Below are 19,346 nucleotides of genomic sequence, written 5' to 3'. Positions count from 1 at the left end.
GTATAAAAGTAAGTACAAATATACCTTTGTTTTTATAAATACAAAACAATTAAAGATGAAAATTATAATTACAGGTTCTTTAGGGAACATAGGAAAACCATTGACGAATCAACTTGTGGCTGCGGGACATGAGGTAACGGTAATCAGCAGTAATGCAGATAAAAAAGAAGCCATTGAAAAAGCAGGAGCACAGGCTGCCATTGGTTCTGTCAGTGATGCTGCTTTTTTGGCCAGGACTTTTGCAGGAGCAGAGGCGCTTTTTGCCATGACACCGCCTAATTTAGGAGGAAGCAATGTGATTGCGAATACTGTTGAAGCGGGTAAAGCTTTCGCGAAAGCCATACAGGAAGCAGCTGTAAAACGTGTGGTAATGCTGAGCAGTATCGGTGCCGATTTGCCTGATGGAACCGGACCCATTGCTGGACTTTATCCTATAGAAGCCTTATACAATAAACTGGAGAATACAGCGGTTACCTTTTTACGTGCCGGATTTTTCTTTACCAATTTATACAACGATGTTCCGATGATAAAAGGAGCGGGGATTATGGGGGCTAATTATCCCGCTGATGCGAAAATGCCATTGGTACATCCGGAAGATATTGCAGTGGCAGCGGCAAACGAATTGCAAAAAGAGAGTACAGGCAAAAATATCCGTTATATCGTAAGTGACGTGCGTACTCCGGGTGAAATAGCAAAAGCAATAGGAGCGGCAATTGATAAAACCGATTTGCCATGGGTGGAGTTCACCGACGAACAATCGCTGCAGGGAATGATACAAGCCGGATTACCGGAAGAAATTGCAGGCTTGTATACCGAAATGGGTTCCGGTTTGCGAAGCGGCGCAATTGGAGCTGATTTCTTAAATGGGAATTTCCCTGTTGACGGAAAAATCAAACTGGAAGATTTTGTAAAAGAATTTGCTGCGAAGTTTTAATTTAAATAATAGCTCCATAAAAAAAGCCGTCAAGTGTAATGCTTGACGGCTTTTGGTTTTTTAATCAGAACTGTTTTTTAGGCTGAAAAATCCAGACCTTTTGCTTTAAAGCTGCTAAACAGGACCTGACGGGCAGTACTGACCGTTTCTTCTGTTTTGTAAATGCTGCACCAGAATTTGATCTGAATTTTATATTTTCCGTCAGAAATGGCAGTATAATAAATTTGCGATGGTTTGGCATTGTTGACCAAAGTAATACTTTCCAGAGACTCGCTTATGATTGCATTAATATCTTCAGGAGTAGTGTCCCCGGTAATTTCAACAGCAATATCAACCAGTTTAAAATTGTCCGTATACGTCCAGTTGGTGATGTTTTGCGACAATAGGTTTCCGTTCGGAATAATAATCTCGGCACCGTTTGGAGCATTGATTTTGGTTGTACGAAGTCCCATTGATTTTACACGGCCGGATTCGGAGCTGATATCGACCACATCGCCAATCTGAATCGGTTTATCAAAAATCAGGATAATACCTGAAACAAAGTTGTTTACGACGCTTTGCAGTCCAAGTCCGACACCCACACCCAAAGCTCCCAAAAGAATGCTTAATTTGTCCAGCGGCATGCCTGAAGCGGCTACAGCCAGCAGATATCCGACAATTAAAACAACAAGCCGCGTAATAAGCAGTTTGGAATGCTGTCTTTTATTGATGTTTTCTTCGTTTTCATCATCATCAATTTCTCCAAAAAAGTAAGCCACATACTTTTGCAGTAAATGCGCAATCCAAATAATGATAAAAAACAATAAAATGTTTCCTAAAGTAAAGGTAATACTGCCTATGGTGTTCGGATGGCTAAGTAAAGCTCCGAAAGAAGTCCGTAAGGATTCCCAGATATTCAGATTCGATCCGATTACAACCAGCCACATATAACTAATAATGATAATAAAAGGCTTTTTGAGCGTCTCGGATAAACTTTCGTGATCAAAGATTTTTTCAATTCCACGTTTTACCCTTGTCGTGTAGATTTGCAAAATGATCACTTCCAGGATTATTTTTAGAAGTACACTCAGTGCAATAATCTGTGTAATTGAAATAAAAGCAGTAAGACTTAGCATATTAGAAAGAGAAACCCTTCCGAAAATGTTGTATAAAATCGACAAGCCGTTAAAAACAATAAAAATAATACTGGCCCATTTAAAGAAGCCTTTGATGTACAATTCCCCTTTGACGCTCTTGATCTGAACAAGACCATAACGGATTCCAAAGGCATTAATTATAATAAAGCAACAGCGTTGCAATAAACTAACACTAATGAAAAGGTCCAGAAAACAAAGGGCTAAGAACAGTCCCAAAAGGAAAGTCCAGTTTCTCATGGCATTTGCTGACCATTTGTTTTTGAAAAGTATGGTAAGGAATCCAAGTAAAATCAATTCCAGTATTTCGATAAACAAGGCCGGAGCATATAGGTTGCTTACCACGGCGATATTAAGCCCGATAATAGCTACCGGAATGATAACACCCCTGTTGAGGTAATTAAAATTAAAAAGAGCCAGACTCTCCGCGTGTCCGTTACTTTTTAAATATTTCAGATTGCGGGAGATGTACCAGCCCAGTAATCCCATCAAAAAAGCCAGTGTAAGCAATCCTCCGGCACGATAACTCAGGTAATAAGCTGCAACACTCTCTTCGATCATAACTTTTGACCCGATGCTTTGGGTAACTGATTTGTTCGGGATTGAATCGGTAACATTCCAGATAAAAGGATATTCCTTTCTGAGCATACTGATCCCTGACTTTTCAAGCGTATTTTCTACGGTAATAAGGGCATTAGAAACGGCAATTTTTCTTTCTACGGTTAATCTTTTGTTTTTATTTAGAACCCCCTGGTTTTTAGTCATAAGACTATCGGTATTCTTGTATTTTTTTCTAAGATTCGCAAACTCATTTTTAAATTGCTTGCGGCGAATGGTATCTTTTATCAGGCCGACCAGTGTTTTGTCTTTCCGTAATTCGATAAACCGGTCTTTTATTTTTTCCAGGTTTTTATTGCGTAAGTTGATCGCGTCATTTTGCTCGTCCAGTTCCTGTTGAATTTCTTTCAGGACAACAAGGTACATTTGCTGGTTTCGAACATTTGGATTCGCACCTTTCAGACTGGCTAAAATTAAATCGAGCTTGCTTTGGGTTCTTCTGATTTCTCCAAACAAATGATGGCTGGCTCCGTCAAAATCGGCATCATTGTAGGCAGTTTCCATTACGGCACTGGCTTTTTCAATAGCCATCAGATAATCACTGTCGGTTGTTGTTTCTTCAAATAATTTAGAACGGCTTTCTGTTTTTTTAGGGGTGCTTTGCGAGTAGGCAAGAGGTGCAAAAAACAGGACGGCCAATAAGGCTGATAAAACAATAAAACTTCTTTTTTGAATCATAATTGGATGTATGAATTAGGGTTCCCAAATGTAATTTTTTTTAAGGGACTTTCACAACAATTTCACAACATTTGAGCGGAAGCAGATGTGACGTTTTTTAAGACAGCGCAGTTGAAATCTTCAGCAGTTAAATTTTGCTTTTTCCAGAGCCAGATAGTAGATTTTATACTAAAAAATGAATTTGTAGGAATTGATTTAATTGTATTGTAAACCAATTTTTTAGAGTTTGTTACCTGAATTAACAGTTAATAGTGTAAAACCATAAAAATCCAATCTGTATAAATTGGATTTTTATGGTTTCAGGAACGAATTCAGGATGTTCGGAATTACTTTTTGGGTTTAATTTTTAGCTTCCAATATCCATATACCGTTGCTGTATTAAAGACAACCAGTATCCAGATCACCGGACTTACAAAAAAGTGCTGATAACTGCTCCCTTTCGGGATTTCAACAAAAGGAACGGTAATTAAAACATCTAATAGAACTGCTGTAATCGACATGCCTAAACCGAGAAGTAAACCGTGCGTTTTAGTTCCGTTTTTATAATAAAATCGAGCACCAGTTGTAGCAGATAAAAACATTATTAACAGTACTATTAATAGTTTTATATTAAAGTTATAGTTTATACTATCAAAAAGCACTGAAAGATAAAAAGCAGCACTGACGCAGATCCAAACAAAAACACCAGTAAGGGACATTTTTACGTAATTCATGACAATGGTTTTAAACAGTTGCGGTATTCCAGATTCCGGTTTTAGCGGTTACTTTTACGTAAGTACTAAAATCGGTTGCTTTACGGCCTAACACTTTTTCAATGTCGCTGGTAATGCTTGAATTTCTGCCGTCTAATACCTGTTCGAAAAGATAATTCACCAGCCAGATCTGATCTTCCTGAACCTGATATTCCTGTAACATTTGTTGGTATTCTGCTAAAGTCAGTGCCTGAAATTGAATGTCTCTGTCCGTCGCTTTGGCAATCTCTGCCACGGCTTCAGGAAACGTCAATAATCGGGGACCGGTGAGCTCGTAGGTCTGACCATTGTGTTTGTCGTCGAGAAGGCAGGCTGTAACGACCGCTGCGATATCATTTGCGTCCGTAAAAGGTTCCAGGGCTTCTGCTCTGGGTAAAGCGACAAATCCGGCTAAAACAGGCTCTAAAAAGAAGCTTTCGCTAAAATTCTGACTGAACCAGCTTGCCCTTACAATCGTCCAGTTTTTAGCGGCCACTTTAACGATTTCCTCGCAAACCCGGGCTTCTTTTTCACCTCTTCCGGATAGTAAAACCATTTTCTGAACACCAAGTCCGGTCGCAAGATCAGCAAACTTCCGAATGATTGCAGCTGCAGCAGGAACCGCCAAATCGGGTTGAAAGGTAATGTAAACCGCATGCACATCTTCGAGAACGGCGGGCCAGGACTCCGGAGTTTCCCAATCGAAAGCCGGCTTCGCACTTCGCGAACCCATCACAATTTCGACATCGTTTATTTTTTGCAGCTGCTCTGTAACCCTGCTGCCTGTTTTTCCGTTAGCACCCAGTACTAAAATTTTCTTTTTGTCCATATCAATATTTATTTAAGTGAATACTGATACAAAGGTGTTAGGTTTGTTGTTAAATCATTTGTTACAAAAGAATTATGATTTGTCTGAAAAGCATTTTTGCTTTACTGCATTCGGGCGGGTTGCAAATTTTTTATAGAAAGCATTCGAGAAAGAACTGAGACTTTCATAACCGACTTCCCAGGCAGCTTCCTGTACGGTTTTGTCGCTGTTTTGCAGCAATTCGTAAGCCTTATTCAGACGTTCCTCCTGAATGTATTTGAAGACAGGGATACCAAAAAGCTCCTTAAAGTTCTTTTTTAACTTATTGCTGTTAAGTCCCACCATTTTAGAAAGTTGGCTAATAGAGGGAGGTTGGGAATAGTGGGTGGTGACGATTTCTCTCGCCTGAAAAATTTTGTCGCGGTCTTTTTCAGAAAAAGTATTTTTCTGATCACTTGCCAGGAGTCCGAAGAAGTGAGCCAAGAGTTCATTGACCTGACTTTTTAGAAATAACAAACGGGTGTTTTCGATGTAAGTTGTATTGAAAATTTTCTGAACGGCCAGCTGCATATCGAGCGTCGTATAAAAAGAAGGGCCTTTTACAAAGTGTTCTTTTGGATGTACTAATTGAGGCAAATATTTTTCAAAAACCTCTTTTTCGGCCTGAGGGAGCAACGGCAGGTTTTTTAGTTTCGTAAAAATACTAATGGACTGTAAGGGTTTATCAGGCTCAATTTTGTGTGCGAATTCCACTTTCTGATTGCCAAAAAAGCAAATCGCCAGACCAGTTGTATTGGTTAAGTATTTAGTCTGATTATTGTGTTTTATTTCAAGTTCAACGTTCCCGGAACCATAAAAAGCAAATCCAACAGCATCGCCGTCGATTTCACATTTCTGAACAAATGGTTTGGTGGCATTTGATTGTTCGATTAAAACAATACAGTCATTTAATTCGATGATATCTGTTGTCATTTTTTGCTTATTAGATTAAAAATGGAGTGCTAATCAACGGGAACTAATTTAAAAATAAGTCTTAAAAATGACTTTTAGTTACAGGAATGAAGTACTTTTTAAAAACAATTAAATGATTTTAAAGTCACCGGCTTTCCGTAAAAAATCTATTTTTGCTTCCGTAATGCGACCATAAATTTAAGGCTTATCCATTTTTAAAAAAGAAAATGCATCAAAAACTAAGGGAACATATTGAAAAAATAATACAATTGACTGATGATGAATTTTCGTTAGTGCTTTCGCATTTTAATTCCCGAAGTTTTAAGAAGAAAGAATTTCTAATTGACAAAGGTGACACCAATATTGATTGTTATTACATCGTTTCAGGCCTTTTAAAGCTCATTTACGAGGACGAAAACGGAAATGAGCATATTATATCCTTTGCCATGGAAGATTGGTGGGAAAGCGACTTTATTGCCTTTTTTACCCAAACTAACGCTACTATGTCTTTGCAGTGTATTGAAGACACCGATGTTTTCTGTATTTCAATAGAAAATTATCAGAAGTTGTGTGCCGTACTTCAGAAGATGGAACATTTCCTTCTTAAAAAATCAAATTCAGGACATATTGCCTCCCAACGAAGGATATTGTCTTTTTTAACTTCCAGTGCAAAAGACCGTTACGATTTGCTGCTGAAACAGCATCCTTCGTTATTTCAGCGGGTCAACAAAACCATGCTGGCTTCTTATTTAGGCGTTTCGCGAGAGACATTAAGCCGGCTTTCGTCTTAATTTTCCTTTGCTCACGTAACATTTGTGATGTTTGTCACACGTTAGAATCCGGGAATCGATTCAATTTTGCAGCTATAATTTAAAACTGTAAAAATGAAAAAAGGCCTAAAGATTCTTGCAATGGCAGTCCTGACTGCTGTGCCTGTAATGGCGCAAACCAAAACCAACAAACTGGAAAAGAAGGAAATTAACCCCTGGGAATGGCAGGATAAACGAAGTTATGTACAGGCAGTAGAAGTAAAAAATCCGGAAGGAACGCTCTATGTTTCCGGACAAACGGCTATTAACGCTGCGGGTATATCGAGTGATGCCGACATGAGATCACAATTAATTCAGACCTTAGCCAACTTGGAAAAAGTAGTAAAAGAGTCCGGTTATGAATGTAAAAATATAGTGCGACTGAATGTCTATACCACTTCAGAATCGGAACTTTTCGCCTGTTTCGATATTTTTCAGGACTGGATCGCCAAACACGGGATCAGGCAAACCAGCACTTTACTGGAAGTAAAAACGCTTTTTGAAACCTTAAAAGTAGAAGTAGAGGCAACGGTTGTGAAGTGATTTACAGGAAATAAGATTTCATGGCTATTCAAAATTAATTACACAGTCTCATGGTAAATTGAAGCCAGGCACTGTGTAGTTTTCTCTGACAAATTGACGGAAAAACAAAAAACATTCCAAAACAGTCTCCCGAACTTTACGTATAGGAGTGACGGAGCGGTGACGGAGAAATGACCTGAAAAAACACAATGTCAAAAAGGCAGTATTCAGGGTTTTAGCTTTTCAAAAATAAAACAGCGTTTAGAAACAAGTATTCTAAACGCTGTTTTTTTTATGGGCAAGTTCTAATTCTGCAATGATTTGCTTTTTCATTAGGGTATGAATGTAATCTTTGGCTTCGGCATAGGAAATGTTATAATTTCTGGGAATGTCCTGCAGATGCGAAGGAAAACGCTCCAGTAGCTTGTCGTAATACAGATCAAGCTGGTTTTCGTCGGGCATTTCGAATTTCAGGCGGATCTGAAATCTTCTCAGTAAAGCGGTATCGATACTGTGATAATGATTGGTGGCGCAAATGAGTAAGCTGTCCGCCGGGAAATAATCAATCAGTTGGATAATCGTGTTGACAAGGCGTCTCATTTCTCCCACGTCTTTATCTTCGCTGTCACGGCTTTTTCCGATCTGATCAAACTCGTCCAGAAATAAAACTGCATTCTCCCGAATCGCTTTGTCAAACAGGGCTTTTACATTTCTGGAGGTTTCACCAATTCGGGCATTAATTAAAGTGCTCAGGTTGATTATTACGATATTCTTGTTTAAAGCCGTGGCAATGGCCTTGGCAGTCGTGGTTTTACCGCATCCTGAATGACCGTGCAGCAATATTTTATGGTCTGCTTTGAGATCGTATTTTTTTAATTCCTCCAGATACTGATGCTCTTTGATGGTCTGTGCCAACGCAGCTTTGTTTTCGGCACTAAAAAATAAATCATTCAGTGCAATTTTTTCAGTATCGTTTACGGTCAGTTCGTACAGATTCATCAGGAGTTTTATTTTTCGCAAAATTAAAGCTTATTCTGCAATATCTCTACTTTAATTTTAGGGGGCAGTAATTCTGATACTGGTGGTTCCGTATTTTGTTAAATTGATCCTAATACTATAAAATGTATAATTGGATTGGTAAAAGTATTTCGACATTAGTTTATATTTGTAGGAAGTAATCCCGTTATTCAAACAGTCATTACGCCATTATACGATGAAAATAAGAACCTTTATAATTTGTGTTTTTTTGCTGGCATGTCCCGTAATGTCTTACAGTCAGAACGTAAAGCTGCTTACTGTTGATCAGCTTCAGGAAAGAGTAAAAAACGGAAAAGACAGCACCTATGTGGTCAATTTCTGGGCGACCTGGTGTGCTCCGTGTATCAAAGAATTACCCCATTTTCAAAAACTGAGTCAGGAATACCAATCGGATAAACTGGCGGTGCTCCTGGTAAGTGTTGATTTTAAATCGAAATTGAATACAGCCGTGGTGCCGTTTGTAAAAAGAAAGAAGATTACCAATCCGGTTTTTCTTTTGAATGAAAGCAATCCGCAGGAATATATCGACCGGATCGATCCGTCCTGGTCGGGCAGTATTCCGGCGACGCTCTTCCTTAAAAACGACGAGAGGAAATTTATGGAAACTGAACTTACCTATGAACAATTAGTAACCGAATATAAAAAATTATAAATCATGAAAAAGTACATCACTATTCTGCTGGTTTTTACAGCGATTTTATCCCAGGCACAAAGCAAAACGCTTAAAGCGGGAGAACCGGCACCGGATTTTAAACTAAAAAATGTAGACAATAAAGACATTTCTTTCGAAAGTTATCCAAACGCTAAAGGTTTTATTGTGGTATTTACCTGTAATACCTGTCCGTACGCCAAAGCTTATGAGCAAAGAATAATTGATTTGGATAAAAAGTTCAGACCGGAAGGGTATCCTGTAATTGCGATTAATCCAAACGATCCTGAAGCTTCAAAAGCAGATACTTTTGATAAAATGCAGGATCTGGCGAAGGAGAAAAAATATGCTTTCCCTTATTTGTTTGATAAAGGACAGGTGGTTACGGACCAATACGGAGCGAAACATACACCTCATCTTTTTGTGGTTTCTAAAAGGCAAAAGGAACTGTCGTAGAATACACAGGGGCAATCGATAATGATCCTGAGGGAACGAAAAGCGAAAAAACAAAATATGTGGAAGATGTAATTGCATCCCTGAAAAACAATCAAAAACCGACTGTAACCGAAACTAAAGAAATTGGCTGTACGGTGAAAAGAAAAGCGAAAGTATAAAAACTAAGAGCTGTAAAATGTTTTAGAAACGTCTCCTAACCGGGGCGTTTTTTTATTTTGGAAATTTTCGATGATCTAATCGTATCCTAATTCCGGTTAGATTCCCCCATTTTAGGAATTGGCATCTATTATATTTTGTACAATGACGATAAAGGTTTCCGTGTTTTTAATTTCATGCTTCATGGACAATAAAACATGATCGGATAATTTAAACTGTTCCATCATGTCTTTTTTCAGGTATTTGATCATGGATTCCAGGCTTCTGGTATCGTTTTCTTTCTGGTTTTTTAATTCCCGCTGTTTACTTTCCAAATAATCTAAAGTCCTTTTTAATCTTTGAACGTTTAATTTTTCCAACTTTTAGTTTCTTAAAATTTAATAAAAAAAGAAAACGATAATCAAAAGTGTGATAAATCCAAGATGTTCCAAAAAACCCATTTACATTTGAATTTACCCTGCTTAAGAGTACCGTTTTTCTTATTTACGTTCTAATTGGCAATTTGGATTTTACTTAGCTTTAAAAAAACTTAAAGTGTTTATGAATTTTAAAATTAAAGAAAATAAACGGTTGTTTATTAGTGTATTAAATTATGTTTTCACCAATCTGATGTTAATAAAAAAGGAGCTAAATAACTGTTATTTTAAATTACGAACATATTCAGAAGGAGAGACTCCGAATTCATTTTTGAAATTAACGGTAAATCGTTTTGGGGAATTAAAACCAACGGCATACGCAATTTCGGCAATCTGGAGCTGACTTTTTTCGAGGAGCTGTCTGGCTCTTTTCAGTCTGACCGTTCTGATGAATTCCGCGGGGCCTTTTCCGGTGATGTGCATTAACTTTTTATACAGGTGTGTTCTGCTCAGCCCTACAATAGCGCTGAGTTCTTCTACCGTAAAATCCGGATTAGCAATGTTTTCCTCGACGGTTTTAATCGCTTTTTCGATCAATTGTTCATCAAGGGAAGTAATGGTAATTTCGCTTGGCGCAATGTCAATTTTCTGGCTAAAGGCCTGATGGGATTTTTTTGTCCAGTCCAGAAATTTATCGATACGAAGTTTGAGCAGATTGAAATTAAAAGGTTTGTTCAGGTAATCATCGGCACCCAGCATAAGTCCTTCTATTTTGTATTCTTCGGCGGTTCGGGCAGTAAGCAGGATTACCGGAATATGCGACCATTCTATGGTCGTTTTGATCTGGGCACACAATTCGTTACCGCTCATTTTTGGCATCATAACATCACTCACGACAATATTGACATTGTTTTGCTGCAATTTTTCCAGGGCTTCAAGACCATCATGGGCAACCAGAACGGTATAAAATTCAGAAAGACTTTCGGACATGAAATCGCAGAAATCTTTGTTGTCGTCTGTAAAAAGTAAAACCGGTTTTTCGTTTATGTTCTTTTCGGGATGGCTTTCCAATATCCGAATATGTTCTTTGTTTTTCACTTTTTGAACAGGAAGCCTGAAGGTGAAAATACTTCCTTTTGGCGCGTTGTCCGCGACTGTAATACTGCCGCCGTGCATCGCGATGTATTCGCTTACAATATGAAGGCCAATGCCGCTTCCGGTATTTTCTTCACTTTGTTCGGCCTGGTAAAAGCGTTCAAAAATAGATTGCTTTTCATTTTCAGGAACGCCCTGACCACTGTCCGAAATAGACACCACCACATTTTTCTCTTCACGGTAGAGGTGCAAATTGATACTTCCTCCGTCGGGCGTATATTTAAAAGCATTGGATAACAGGTTAAAAAGTATTTTCTGGACTTTTACGCTGTCAAATTCCATCATAAGCGTTTCCATCTCGCTGGTATAGGAGAACTTCATGTTCCGGTCTGTGGCATACGACTGGAAAAGGGTGCATCTTTCCTGAATATAATACACAAAATCACCTGATTTAAGATTCAGGCTTTCGGTGCCGACATCCAGTTTACGGAAATCCAATAACGAATTAATGAGCGTCATTAACTGCTCTACATTTTTATAAACAATACCGAGTTTGGCGCGAAGACCTTCTTCCAGCTCTTTGTTCAGAATGTTTTGAAGCGGAATGGTAATCAGGGTCAGCGGTGTTCTGAGATCGTGACTGATATTGGTGAAAAACCGGAGTTTCATTTCATTCAGATTGATTTGCTGAAGATGTTCCAATTGTATGCGCTGCTGTTCCAGTTCTTTCCGGTGTTTTTTTCGGGTATGCTTTATAACGTACATGGTAATTCCGGCAATTGCCATTACATAGAATAAAAAGGCCCAACCCGACAAGTAGAAGGGCGGAGTGACCGTAATATCTAAAACAGTGGCTTTTTCGTTCCAGATTCCGTCGCTGTTGGAAGCTTTAATGAAAAGGGTATAAGTGCCGGGAGCAAGCGATGAAAATTCGATTTTGTTTTTTTCTGTCGGAAGCCATTGGTTACTAAAACCTTCCAGTTTATAGAGATAGCGGACTTTATCGGCATTAACCAAATCGGCGGTCGTAAACTGAATGGCGATTAACTGATCGTCATGACTGAACGTAACTTCTGAAGTCTGCTCCATGGAGCGTTTTAGTAAGCGATGGCCGTTATAAAGCGAATCTACCTGAACGGGTACGTTACCGAGACTTAATCCGGTAAAAATGACTTTGGCGAGAGGTTTGCTTTTCTCTGCCATTTTATTCGGGTTTACAGTGGTATAGCCTTCTGTTCCGCCCAGAAGAATGTCTCCGTTCTGAAGTTTGTAAATGCCGTGGGTATTAAAGTAATTATCGTGAAGTCCGTCTTTAACAGAAAAGTTCCGGCTGCTTATTTTTAAGATCCCTTTTGCATTGGGTTCAACGGTCAATACCGATAATCCGTTGCTTGTCGTGACCCAGATGTGCCGGTGATTGTCTTCAATAATTCCCTTTACAATATTATCAGACAACCCATTGGTTTTGTCAAAATAATAGACCGTATCTTTTTTGGTATCCCAGACGGATAAACCTTTGGAATGCCCCAGCCAGATATTATCCCTGCTGTCTTTGTAAACGCTGGAAGTAAAGGTCTGCCTGAATTTTTGCGTTTTGCTTCTGTTTCCCGAAGCTTTAACCTGCTGGCCGGTCAGAATATCGATACTGAAAAGTCCGCTGTCCGTGCCAACGTACAATTGGTCGCCGTTGTCATAAAACATATCCAGCGTAAATTCGAGGCCTTTGACTGTTTTGGCTATCGTTTCAAAACGGGTTGTGCCGCTTCTGAGGCATTGTATTCCATGTCCAAGCGTACCTATCCATAAGTTGCCATAACGGTCTTCTTTTAAATTCCAGATATCATTCGAATTTAAAGTGCTGTTTTCTTTTGTAAAATGCTTAAAGGTTCCGTTTTCATAGCAAAACAAACCGTTTAAATAGGTGCCGATCCAGATTCTTCCTTTTTTATCTTCTAACAATGAAACAATTACATTGCTCGCCAAAGGCATTTTCGTGATTTTGTTGCCCGAAGATTTTTCTTTGAAATACAAACCATTTCCATCAGTTCCCAACCAGAGATTTCCTTTTTTGTCTTCCAGGAAAGTGCTGACATCCTTGCAGTCCTGTAATTCGACAGTAACGAGATTTCCAAAACTGGCATTATAATACGAAATCCCTTTTTTGTTGTGACCCGCCCATAGGGTTCCGGTATCATCTTTATACAGACAGCCGATATTATTGGATGCGATAGAGGCAGTGTTGTCGGGGTTGTGGGTGAGGTTGGAAATACTATTGTTTACCGTGTTATAAATAAAAATCCCCTGATGGTCCGTGCCAATCCAGACCCTGCCGTTTCCATCGTCTTTGATGTCGAATATGACATCGTTTTGTGTAGTTACAGCTGAATTGAGCGTGATTTTTTTCCATTCGGCTTGGCTGTTTTTTTGATAAAAGAGGGCAGCTGTATTCGAGAAAATCCATAATCCGTTTTGGGAATCCACATAAATTTTATTCTTTTTGTTTTGAAGGTGCTGCAAAACAAAATCAGGGAGTTTCAAAAAAGATTGTCTTCCGTTGCTTTTGTTCACCTTCAAAATAGTTCCGGAATGGAGCACTCTAAAAATGGAATTGCCGTCATCACCTAAAAATACAGTTGAAGTTTCCGCTATTTTTTCTTTCGTACTAAAGGTTTTTAAGTTCTTTTTATGGGTATCATACACAAAGATTCTGTTTCCAGACAAAACCCATAAGTCTTTGTTTTTATCGACGTAAACTTTATAATTCTCCTCTGCTTTAATCCCCAAATCTTTGAGTACATTCGCAATATCACTTCTGAAATTATCTTTATGACGCTGATAAACAATATAACTGAATTCGGTACTGATCCAGATATTTCCCAAACCATCTTCCTGCAAGCCTCGGATATCGTCGTTTATGATGGACGACGGTTTATCGGATTTTGTTGCATATACTTTAAATCCGTAGCCGTCATAACGGTTCAGTCCTGATTCCGTCCCAATCCATAGAAAACCATATTGGTCTTTCAGGATACTTTTGATCGTACTGTTCGAAAGTCCGTCATTCGTTTTTAAATGATGAAAAGTATACGATTGCCCCATAACACCAAAAGAGGCGAGGAGCGACAGAAAAAGGATGTAGAGAAATGGGTTAAATGGTTTCATTTAAAGTTAAAGCTACTTTTGGAAGTACAATATAGGATAATATTTCAAGAAGTGGTGTTCTTCCCGTAATCCTTCCAAAGGTATAAAGCAGCGTGAAATACTGCCAGAATTTTGGTTTTTATTTAATGAAAAAGAGGTTTATACGAATTCGTATAAACCTCTTTTTGTCTTATTTCAGCTTTATGGTTTGCTGATTTCCGTCGTAACTAATTTCTTTTCCGGCGGCATCATAGGTAAAAGCCTGGGGTTTATCTTTACTTACGGCTACAATCACGAATTTTCGATTTTTGATCATTCCGTCGAATTTCCCTTTTTGTGCACCAATACTCAGCGTTCCGGAAGCTTCATTGTAATTGAAAGCTATATTGGAAAAGCTTCCTTTTTCGTAGTTGTAATTTTCGTTTTCATCTTCATACAAGGTGAATTTTCCATCTTGTCCCATATAAACGTAAAGCACAATTTTGTCTGCTTTTTTCTCTGTGCTGTATTGCATTTCGGGTCCAACCGGAATAATAGATCCTTCGCGAATAAATAACGGAATGTGCTCATAAGGCGCATCCACATTCAGTTGCTGTCCTCCGGTGATGTAACGTCCTGTATAAAAATCGAACCAGTTGGTTCCTTCAGGGAAATATACATTTCGATTACGGGCTTCGTATTTATAAACCGGACAAACCATAAACGAAGGTCCGAACATAAACTGATCGCTCACATTCTGCACTTTTTTATCCGCCGCAAAATCCATAAACAAAGGTCTCATGATGGTATAATCCTCAAAGTACGTCATTCCTGCCATGGTGTAGATGTACGGCATCAGTCTGTAACGCAGATTGGTATAATACAAAATAGACTGGTAAGCAGGATGTGTATCCGGAGCTATGTTCCACGGCTCACGGTACGGAAACTGTCCGTGTGCTCTGTACAAAGGAGCAAAGGCACCAAACTGAAACCAGCGAGTGTTCAATTCTCTCCATTCTTTATAATCAGCATTTTCCTGACCATTTTTGTCGTATTGCTGCTGTCCGCTTACATATCGGTCTTCTACGCAGAAACCGCCAATATCCATCGTCCAGTACGGAATACCGCTTACCGCAAAATTAAGTCCGGCAGAAATCTGAGCTTTCATATCTTCCCAGCGTGTGGCAATATCACCGCTCCATGTGGCTGTAGAATAGCGCTGTAAACCTGCAAATCCGGATCTTGTCAGCAGAAATACTCTTTTGTTGGGTTCCACGCTGCGTTGTCCATCGTAAATGGCTTCCGCATTCATCAAGGCATACGTATTAAAAAATTCTGTAGAAGAACCCAGGGCCGTTGGTCCGCATAACGCTTTACGATAGTCCATATCGGTGCAATCCAGTACGTTCGGTTCGCTGGCATCCATCCACCACGCATCAATTTTTAGCGGGTACAAATTATCATAGATTTGTTTCCAGAATAATTTACGGGCACCACCGGAATACGCATCGTAAAAAGAACCCACATAACCAGGGCCAACCCAGTCCTTAACATTATCTTTTATGGCTTGTTGGTACATCCAGCCTTTTTCATCAAATTCCTTAAAATGCTCGGTTGTTTTGTAAAATTTCGGCCAGACAGAAATCATCATCTTTGCATTCATAGCGTGAATAGAATCTACCATGGCCTGCGGATTAGGGAAACGTTTTTTGTCAAATTCATGGCTTCCCCAGGAATCTTCTTCCCAGTAATTCCAATCCAGCACAATATTATCAATCGGGAATTTGCGTTTTCTGAATTCTTTCAGATTACCCACAATTTCATCCTGAGTTTTATATCTTTCGCGGCTTTGCCAGTATCCCATGGCCCATTTTGGCATGATCTGAGATTTTCCGGTTAAGGTACGGTAGCCTTTAATTACTTCATCTGCAGAATTTCCGTGAACGAAATAATAATCGATTTTCTGTGTCATTTCGCTCCACCATACCTGATTGTTTTTTTCTTCCTCCGGTTGGGGTGTAAGTACACGTAAACCACAATAGGAAGTTCCGCCATCCGGTTTCCATTCAATTCGTAAGGGTACGCGTTTTCCGGCTTCTAAAGGCAAAGAGAATTTATAACTATTCGGATTCCAGGCTGTTCTCCAGCGTTCCGGAACTACCAATTCGTTGTTTAAATATACTTTTACATATCCGGCATAATACAACGTAAATTTGTAGGTTCCGCTTGCGGGTGCTTCGATTGCTCCTTCGTAGGTGACGTCAGCATTTTTTAAAGGGAAATTTTGCGGTAATTTCTTGATGCTTTTAATGTCTTCAAAGAAAATAGATTCTTCTTTGCGCTCGATGTTTTGCACGTCTTTTACATTAGAAACATAAGTCCCTGTCAAAGCTCCCGCATTTCCTTTTTTATCGTATAATTTAAAAACGGTATTCAATTGGGCATAAGGGCGGCTTTCACCAAAACGGCTCAAAGAATAACTGTCCCATAAAACCCCGTAATTTTTATTCGAAACTATAAAAGGCACGGAAACTTTGGTATTGTATTGAAATAATTCTTCGTTTTTACCTTTGTAGTTGAATTCATCGGCCTGATGTTGTCCCAATCCGTGGAAAGCTTCATCGGCAGGGGAATCAAAAATCTGACGAACGGTATACCCTTTGGTTCCTTCCACTTCAATCGGAGTAAAATTTCTTCCTCCGCCTGATTTTTCGGCTAAAATTAGTTTACCGTCTTTGTCTTTAAAATTGATTCCGCCGTTTATTTTAGAAACCATCACTTTCAAACGCGAGGTTACGATCGAAATAGAATCGGCGACATTGGTTTCTACTTTATAAGGTGTTTTTGATTTTCCGGTAACAATTATCAGTGAAGAATCTTTTGCGAATTCGGCGTCGGGAGTGGCGGAAACGTGAATTAATTCGTCCTGTAGTACCTGAATACGTACTTTCTGAACATCTGTTTTACTGTTTTGCTTTACGCTTACAATGATACCGTCGTCGATAGTTTGATATTGCTTCACCGAACAGGAGGCTAACAGCGTTGCAGCAAATAAGAAATGTATTTTTTTGCGCATGGTTAAATAGTGGTTTTAGTAAAATTTTAAGTTACCAAATTTCAGTATAATAATTCTATTTAGGGGATGTATATGTTTTTAAGAAGGTATCATCATGAATTATTTGTTTGATTTATGGAGTGTAAATCCTTTAAATACGGTCTTTTTCCACATTAAAGAAAAGGGGAATAGTTTTAAAACTATTCCCCTTTTTGAGATTCTTAATTTTTGTGTTACTTATTTCAAGGTAGTTTTGATCACTACACCAGCTTGTTCAATCGCAGTTTGTACGGCAGGCACATTCGCAATTGGATTTAGAAGCCCGTAATCGTGAATTAATCCGGAGTATCTTGTTAGTGTTACCGGAACTCCGGCTTCGTTTAGTTTTCTTGCATAAGCTTCGCCTTCGTCTCTCAAAACATCATTTTCTGCGGTTTGTACCAGTGCAGGAGGTAAGTCTTTCAGTTGAGCCAAACTGGCCTGTAACGGAGAAGCATATATTTCTTTTCTTTTGCTGGTATCCGGTAAATAATTGTCCCAGAACCATTTCATCATATTTTTGGTTAAGAATCTGCCGTTTGCAAAAGAATTATAAGATTCAGTTTCAAAATTAGCATCGGTTACGGGCCATAATAAAACCTGAAGTTTAATATGGGGTCCTTTTTTGTCTTTGGCCATTAGCGTAATAGCGGCAGTCATATTTCCACCAACACTGTTTCCTGCTACGGCAAGGTTTTTACCATCAACACCAATTTCTTTTCCGTTTTCGGCTACCCATTGTGTGGCGGCGTAAATTTCATTAATGGCTACAGGATATTGTGCTTCGGGAGATGGAGTATAGTCCGGAAATACGGCTACGGCACCACTTGCAACTACTAAATCCCTTACTAATCTTCTATGGGTAGGATAATCACCTAATACCCAGCCGCCACCGTGAATGAAGATAAATACCGGAGCATTTGCTTTGGCTCCTTTAGGTTTTGTAATGTGAATTTTTACTTTCAGGCCGTTTTGTGAAATCACTTTCTCCGATTCATCAATGCCTGAATAATCAACTTCTACCGATTTTTGAGCGCCAACCAAAACATTTCTGGCATCAGAAACACTTAATTGTTCTAATGGTTTTCCGTCACCTGAATTTAAAACTTTTAAAAACGAACGGACTTCTGTAAAAACCTGCGGGTCATTTTCTCCTTTAAATTGTCTTTCTTGTGCTGTAGCCATTGTGTTTGCCATAAACAATGCTGCAATAAATAAACCTTGTGGTAATAATTTAATAGTTTTCATATCTTTTATGTTTTATCAGTTATAATTTGATAGGACAAAGATATGGTGGTAGTAAGGCGCTTAAAATAGACAAAAGTCTATTCTAATTGTACATTTTTCCCTTGAAGGTATTTTTTCCTGAAATTTGAAGGTGTGTCGCCAACTTTATTGGTAAAAAGCCTGTTGAAGTAAGCCGGATCTTCATATCCGAGTTGATAGGCAATTTCTTTTACACTTAATGATGAATACCCTAAAAGCCTTTTTGCTTCCAGTATAATCCGGTCTTTAATAATATCGTTGGGCTGGGTTAGTTCCAGACGATTGAATTTATTGGATAGTGTTTTTGGAGCTACGCCAAGAATATCAGCATAGTCTGCTACCGTATGTTTGGTCCTGAAGTGAATTTCGACCAGACGGCTAAAATCCCGAAAGAAATCCATTTCCCTGGAAGGTTCAGTATTCAGAATACCTAATTGCTGTACCTTCCAGATTCGGGTTGCTTTTATAATAAGCTGTTTCAGATACGTCCGGATCATTTCTTCCTGTGAAGCATCCGGAGTGTCAAATTCTTCCTGAATCTGATTAAAAATTCCTTCCACAAAAAAGACTTCCTTGTCAGGTAAGGCTGTCATTGGCATTTCGAAAATATTATTAAACAACAGACCGTCACAGGCTACTTCGGCATCGTGAATTTGTACGCAATAAAAATCACGATTGTAATACATAAAATAACCGGGCTCTTTTCCCTCTTTTTCAATTTGCAGGTATTGATTGCTATTAATGAAAAACAGGGAAGGCGTGCTGGTTTTGTACCGTTTAAAATCTATGGTTACCGCATAATCTTCGGGTAGATAGAGGACTTTAATGTACGGTTTGTAATAATCGCCATTTATTTCCTCCATAGAATCCGTGCTGAGCACTTTAAAGCCCAGTTTTTTATAATTGGATTCGAAAATTTTAGGATTGTTCAT

The 19,346-nt window shown here is 38.8% G+C and carries 15 protein-coding genes; 5 read left to right on the top strand and 10 right to left on the bottom strand.

What is annotated here, in order from left to right:
- The first annotated feature begins 55 nt into the window (after nucleotides 1–55).
- A complete protein-coding gene (locus HAV12_RS14875; protein ID WP_171570352.1) occupies nucleotides 56–934 on the top strand; it encodes an NAD(P)H-binding protein in 879 nt (292 codons plus the stop codon).
- A 77-nt stretch (nucleotides 935–1,011) separates the two neighbouring features.
- On the opposite strand, the gene HAV12_RS14870 is transcribed toward HAV12_RS14875, so the two are convergent.
- The 4 genes from HAV12_RS14870 to HAV12_RS14855 all read right to left on the bottom strand — a co-directional run bounded on the left by HAV12_RS14870 (nucleotide 1,012) and on the right by HAV12_RS14855 (nucleotide 5,874).
- A complete protein-coding gene (locus HAV12_RS14870; RefSeq protein WP_171570351.1) occupies nucleotides 1,012–3,363 on the bottom strand; it encodes a mechanosensitive ion channel family protein in 2,352 nt (783 codons plus the stop codon).
- A gap of 326 nt (nucleotides 3,364–3,689) precedes the next feature.
- The gene (locus HAV12_RS14865) at nucleotides 3,690–4,076 is read right to left on the bottom strand and encodes a DUF5367 family protein (protein WP_171570350.1); all 387 of its coding nucleotides are present in this window, start codon (nucleotides 4,074–4,076) and stop codon (nucleotides 3,690–3,692) included.
- A gap of 10 nt (nucleotides 4,077–4,086) precedes the next feature.
- On the bottom strand, nucleotides 4,087–4,923 hold the full coding sequence (locus HAV12_RS14860; protein ID WP_171570349.1) for an SDR family oxidoreductase: 837 nt from the start codon (nucleotides 4,921–4,923) through the stop codon (nucleotides 4,087–4,089).
- Nucleotides 4,924–4,995: 72 nt separating this feature from the next.
- Complete coding sequence (locus HAV12_RS14855; protein ID WP_171570348.1) at nucleotides 4,996–5,874, bottom strand: AraC family transcriptional regulator; 879 nt, start codon at nucleotides 5,872–5,874, stop codon at nucleotides 4,996–4,998.
- Between the two features lie 206 nt (nucleotides 5,875–6,080).
- Between HAV12_RS14855 and HAV12_RS14850 the strand changes: the two genes are divergently transcribed.
- On the top strand, nucleotides 6,081–6,644 hold the full coding sequence (locus HAV12_RS14850) for a Crp/Fnr family transcriptional regulator (RefSeq protein WP_171570347.1): 564 nt from the start codon (nucleotides 6,081–6,083) through the stop codon (nucleotides 6,642–6,644).
- Nucleotides 6,645–6,815: 171 nt separating this feature from the next.
- Nucleotides 6,816–7,205 (top strand): RidA family protein, encoded by a 390-nt coding sequence (locus HAV12_RS14845; RefSeq protein ID WP_197984830.1) that lies wholly within the window; start codon nucleotides 6,816–6,818, stop codon nucleotides 7,203–7,205.
- A gap of 255 nt (nucleotides 7,206–7,460) precedes the next feature.
- Here HAV12_RS14845 and HAV12_RS14840 read toward each other — a convergent pair whose 3' ends face one another.
- Entirely contained in the window at nucleotides 7,461–8,183 is a 723-nt protein-coding gene (locus HAV12_RS14840; protein ID WP_171570345.1) for an AAA family ATPase, read from the bottom strand.
- A 214-nt stretch (nucleotides 8,184–8,397) separates the two neighbouring features.
- Between HAV12_RS14840 and HAV12_RS14835 the strand changes: the two genes are divergently transcribed.
- Together HAV12_RS14835 and HAV12_RS14830 are read left to right on the top strand one after the other, a co-directional pair.
- Nucleotides 8,398–8,874, top strand: a complete 477-nt coding sequence (locus HAV12_RS14835) for a TlpA disulfide reductase family protein (RefSeq protein WP_171570344.1) — start codon at nucleotides 8,398–8,400, stop codon at nucleotides 8,872–8,874.
- A 3-nt stretch (nucleotides 8,875–8,877) separates the two neighbouring features.
- Nucleotides 8,878–9,327 (top strand): redoxin domain-containing protein, encoded by a 450-nt coding sequence (locus tag HAV12_RS14830; protein WP_240345170.1) that lies wholly within the window; start codon nucleotides 8,878–8,880, stop codon nucleotides 9,325–9,327.
- A gap of 269 nt (nucleotides 9,328–9,596) precedes the next feature.
- Here the strand turns inward: HAV12_RS14830 and HAV12_RS14825 are convergent, their stop codons facing one another.
- The 5 genes from HAV12_RS14825 to HAV12_RS14805 all read right to left on the bottom strand — a co-directional run bounded on the left by HAV12_RS14825 (nucleotide 9,597) and on the right by HAV12_RS14805 (nucleotide 19,346).
- Nucleotides 9,597–9,842 carry a hypothetical protein gene (locus HAV12_RS14825; protein ID WP_171570343.1) on the bottom strand — a complete coding sequence of 82 codons (246 nt, stop codon included), beginning with the start codon at nucleotides 9,840–9,842 and terminating at the stop codon, nucleotides 9,597–9,599.
- 279 nt (nucleotides 9,843–10,121) lie between these two features.
- The gene (locus HAV12_RS14820) at nucleotides 10,122–14,096 is read right to left on the bottom strand and encodes a two-component regulator propeller domain-containing protein (protein ID WP_171570342.1); all 3,975 of its coding nucleotides are present in this window, start codon (nucleotides 14,094–14,096) and stop codon (nucleotides 10,122–10,124) included.
- Between the two features lie 169 nt (nucleotides 14,097–14,265).
- A complete protein-coding gene (locus tag HAV12_RS14815; RefSeq protein WP_171570341.1) occupies nucleotides 14,266–17,130 on the bottom strand; it encodes a TIM-barrel domain-containing protein in 2,865 nt (954 codons plus the stop codon).
- A 216-nt stretch (nucleotides 17,131–17,346) separates the two neighbouring features.
- Nucleotides 17,347–18,396 carry an alpha/beta hydrolase gene (locus HAV12_RS14810; protein WP_197984809.1) on the bottom strand — a complete coding sequence of 350 codons (1,050 nt, stop codon included), beginning with the start codon at nucleotides 18,394–18,396 and terminating at the stop codon, nucleotides 17,347–17,349.
- A 77-nt stretch (nucleotides 18,397–18,473) separates the two neighbouring features.
- Nucleotides 18,474–19,346: an AraC family transcriptional regulator gene (locus HAV12_RS14805; protein WP_171570340.1), complete on the bottom strand. Its 873-nt coding sequence runs from the start codon at nucleotides 19,344–19,346 to the stop codon at nucleotides 18,474–18,476.

Source organism: Flavobacterium sp. CLA17 (assembly GCF_013112255.2).
Taxonomy (GTDB): Bacteria; Bacteroidota; Bacteroidia; order Flavobacteriales; family Flavobacteriaceae; genus Flavobacterium; species Flavobacterium circumlabens.
This window is presented reverse-complemented; position numbering and strand designations above follow the sequence as displayed.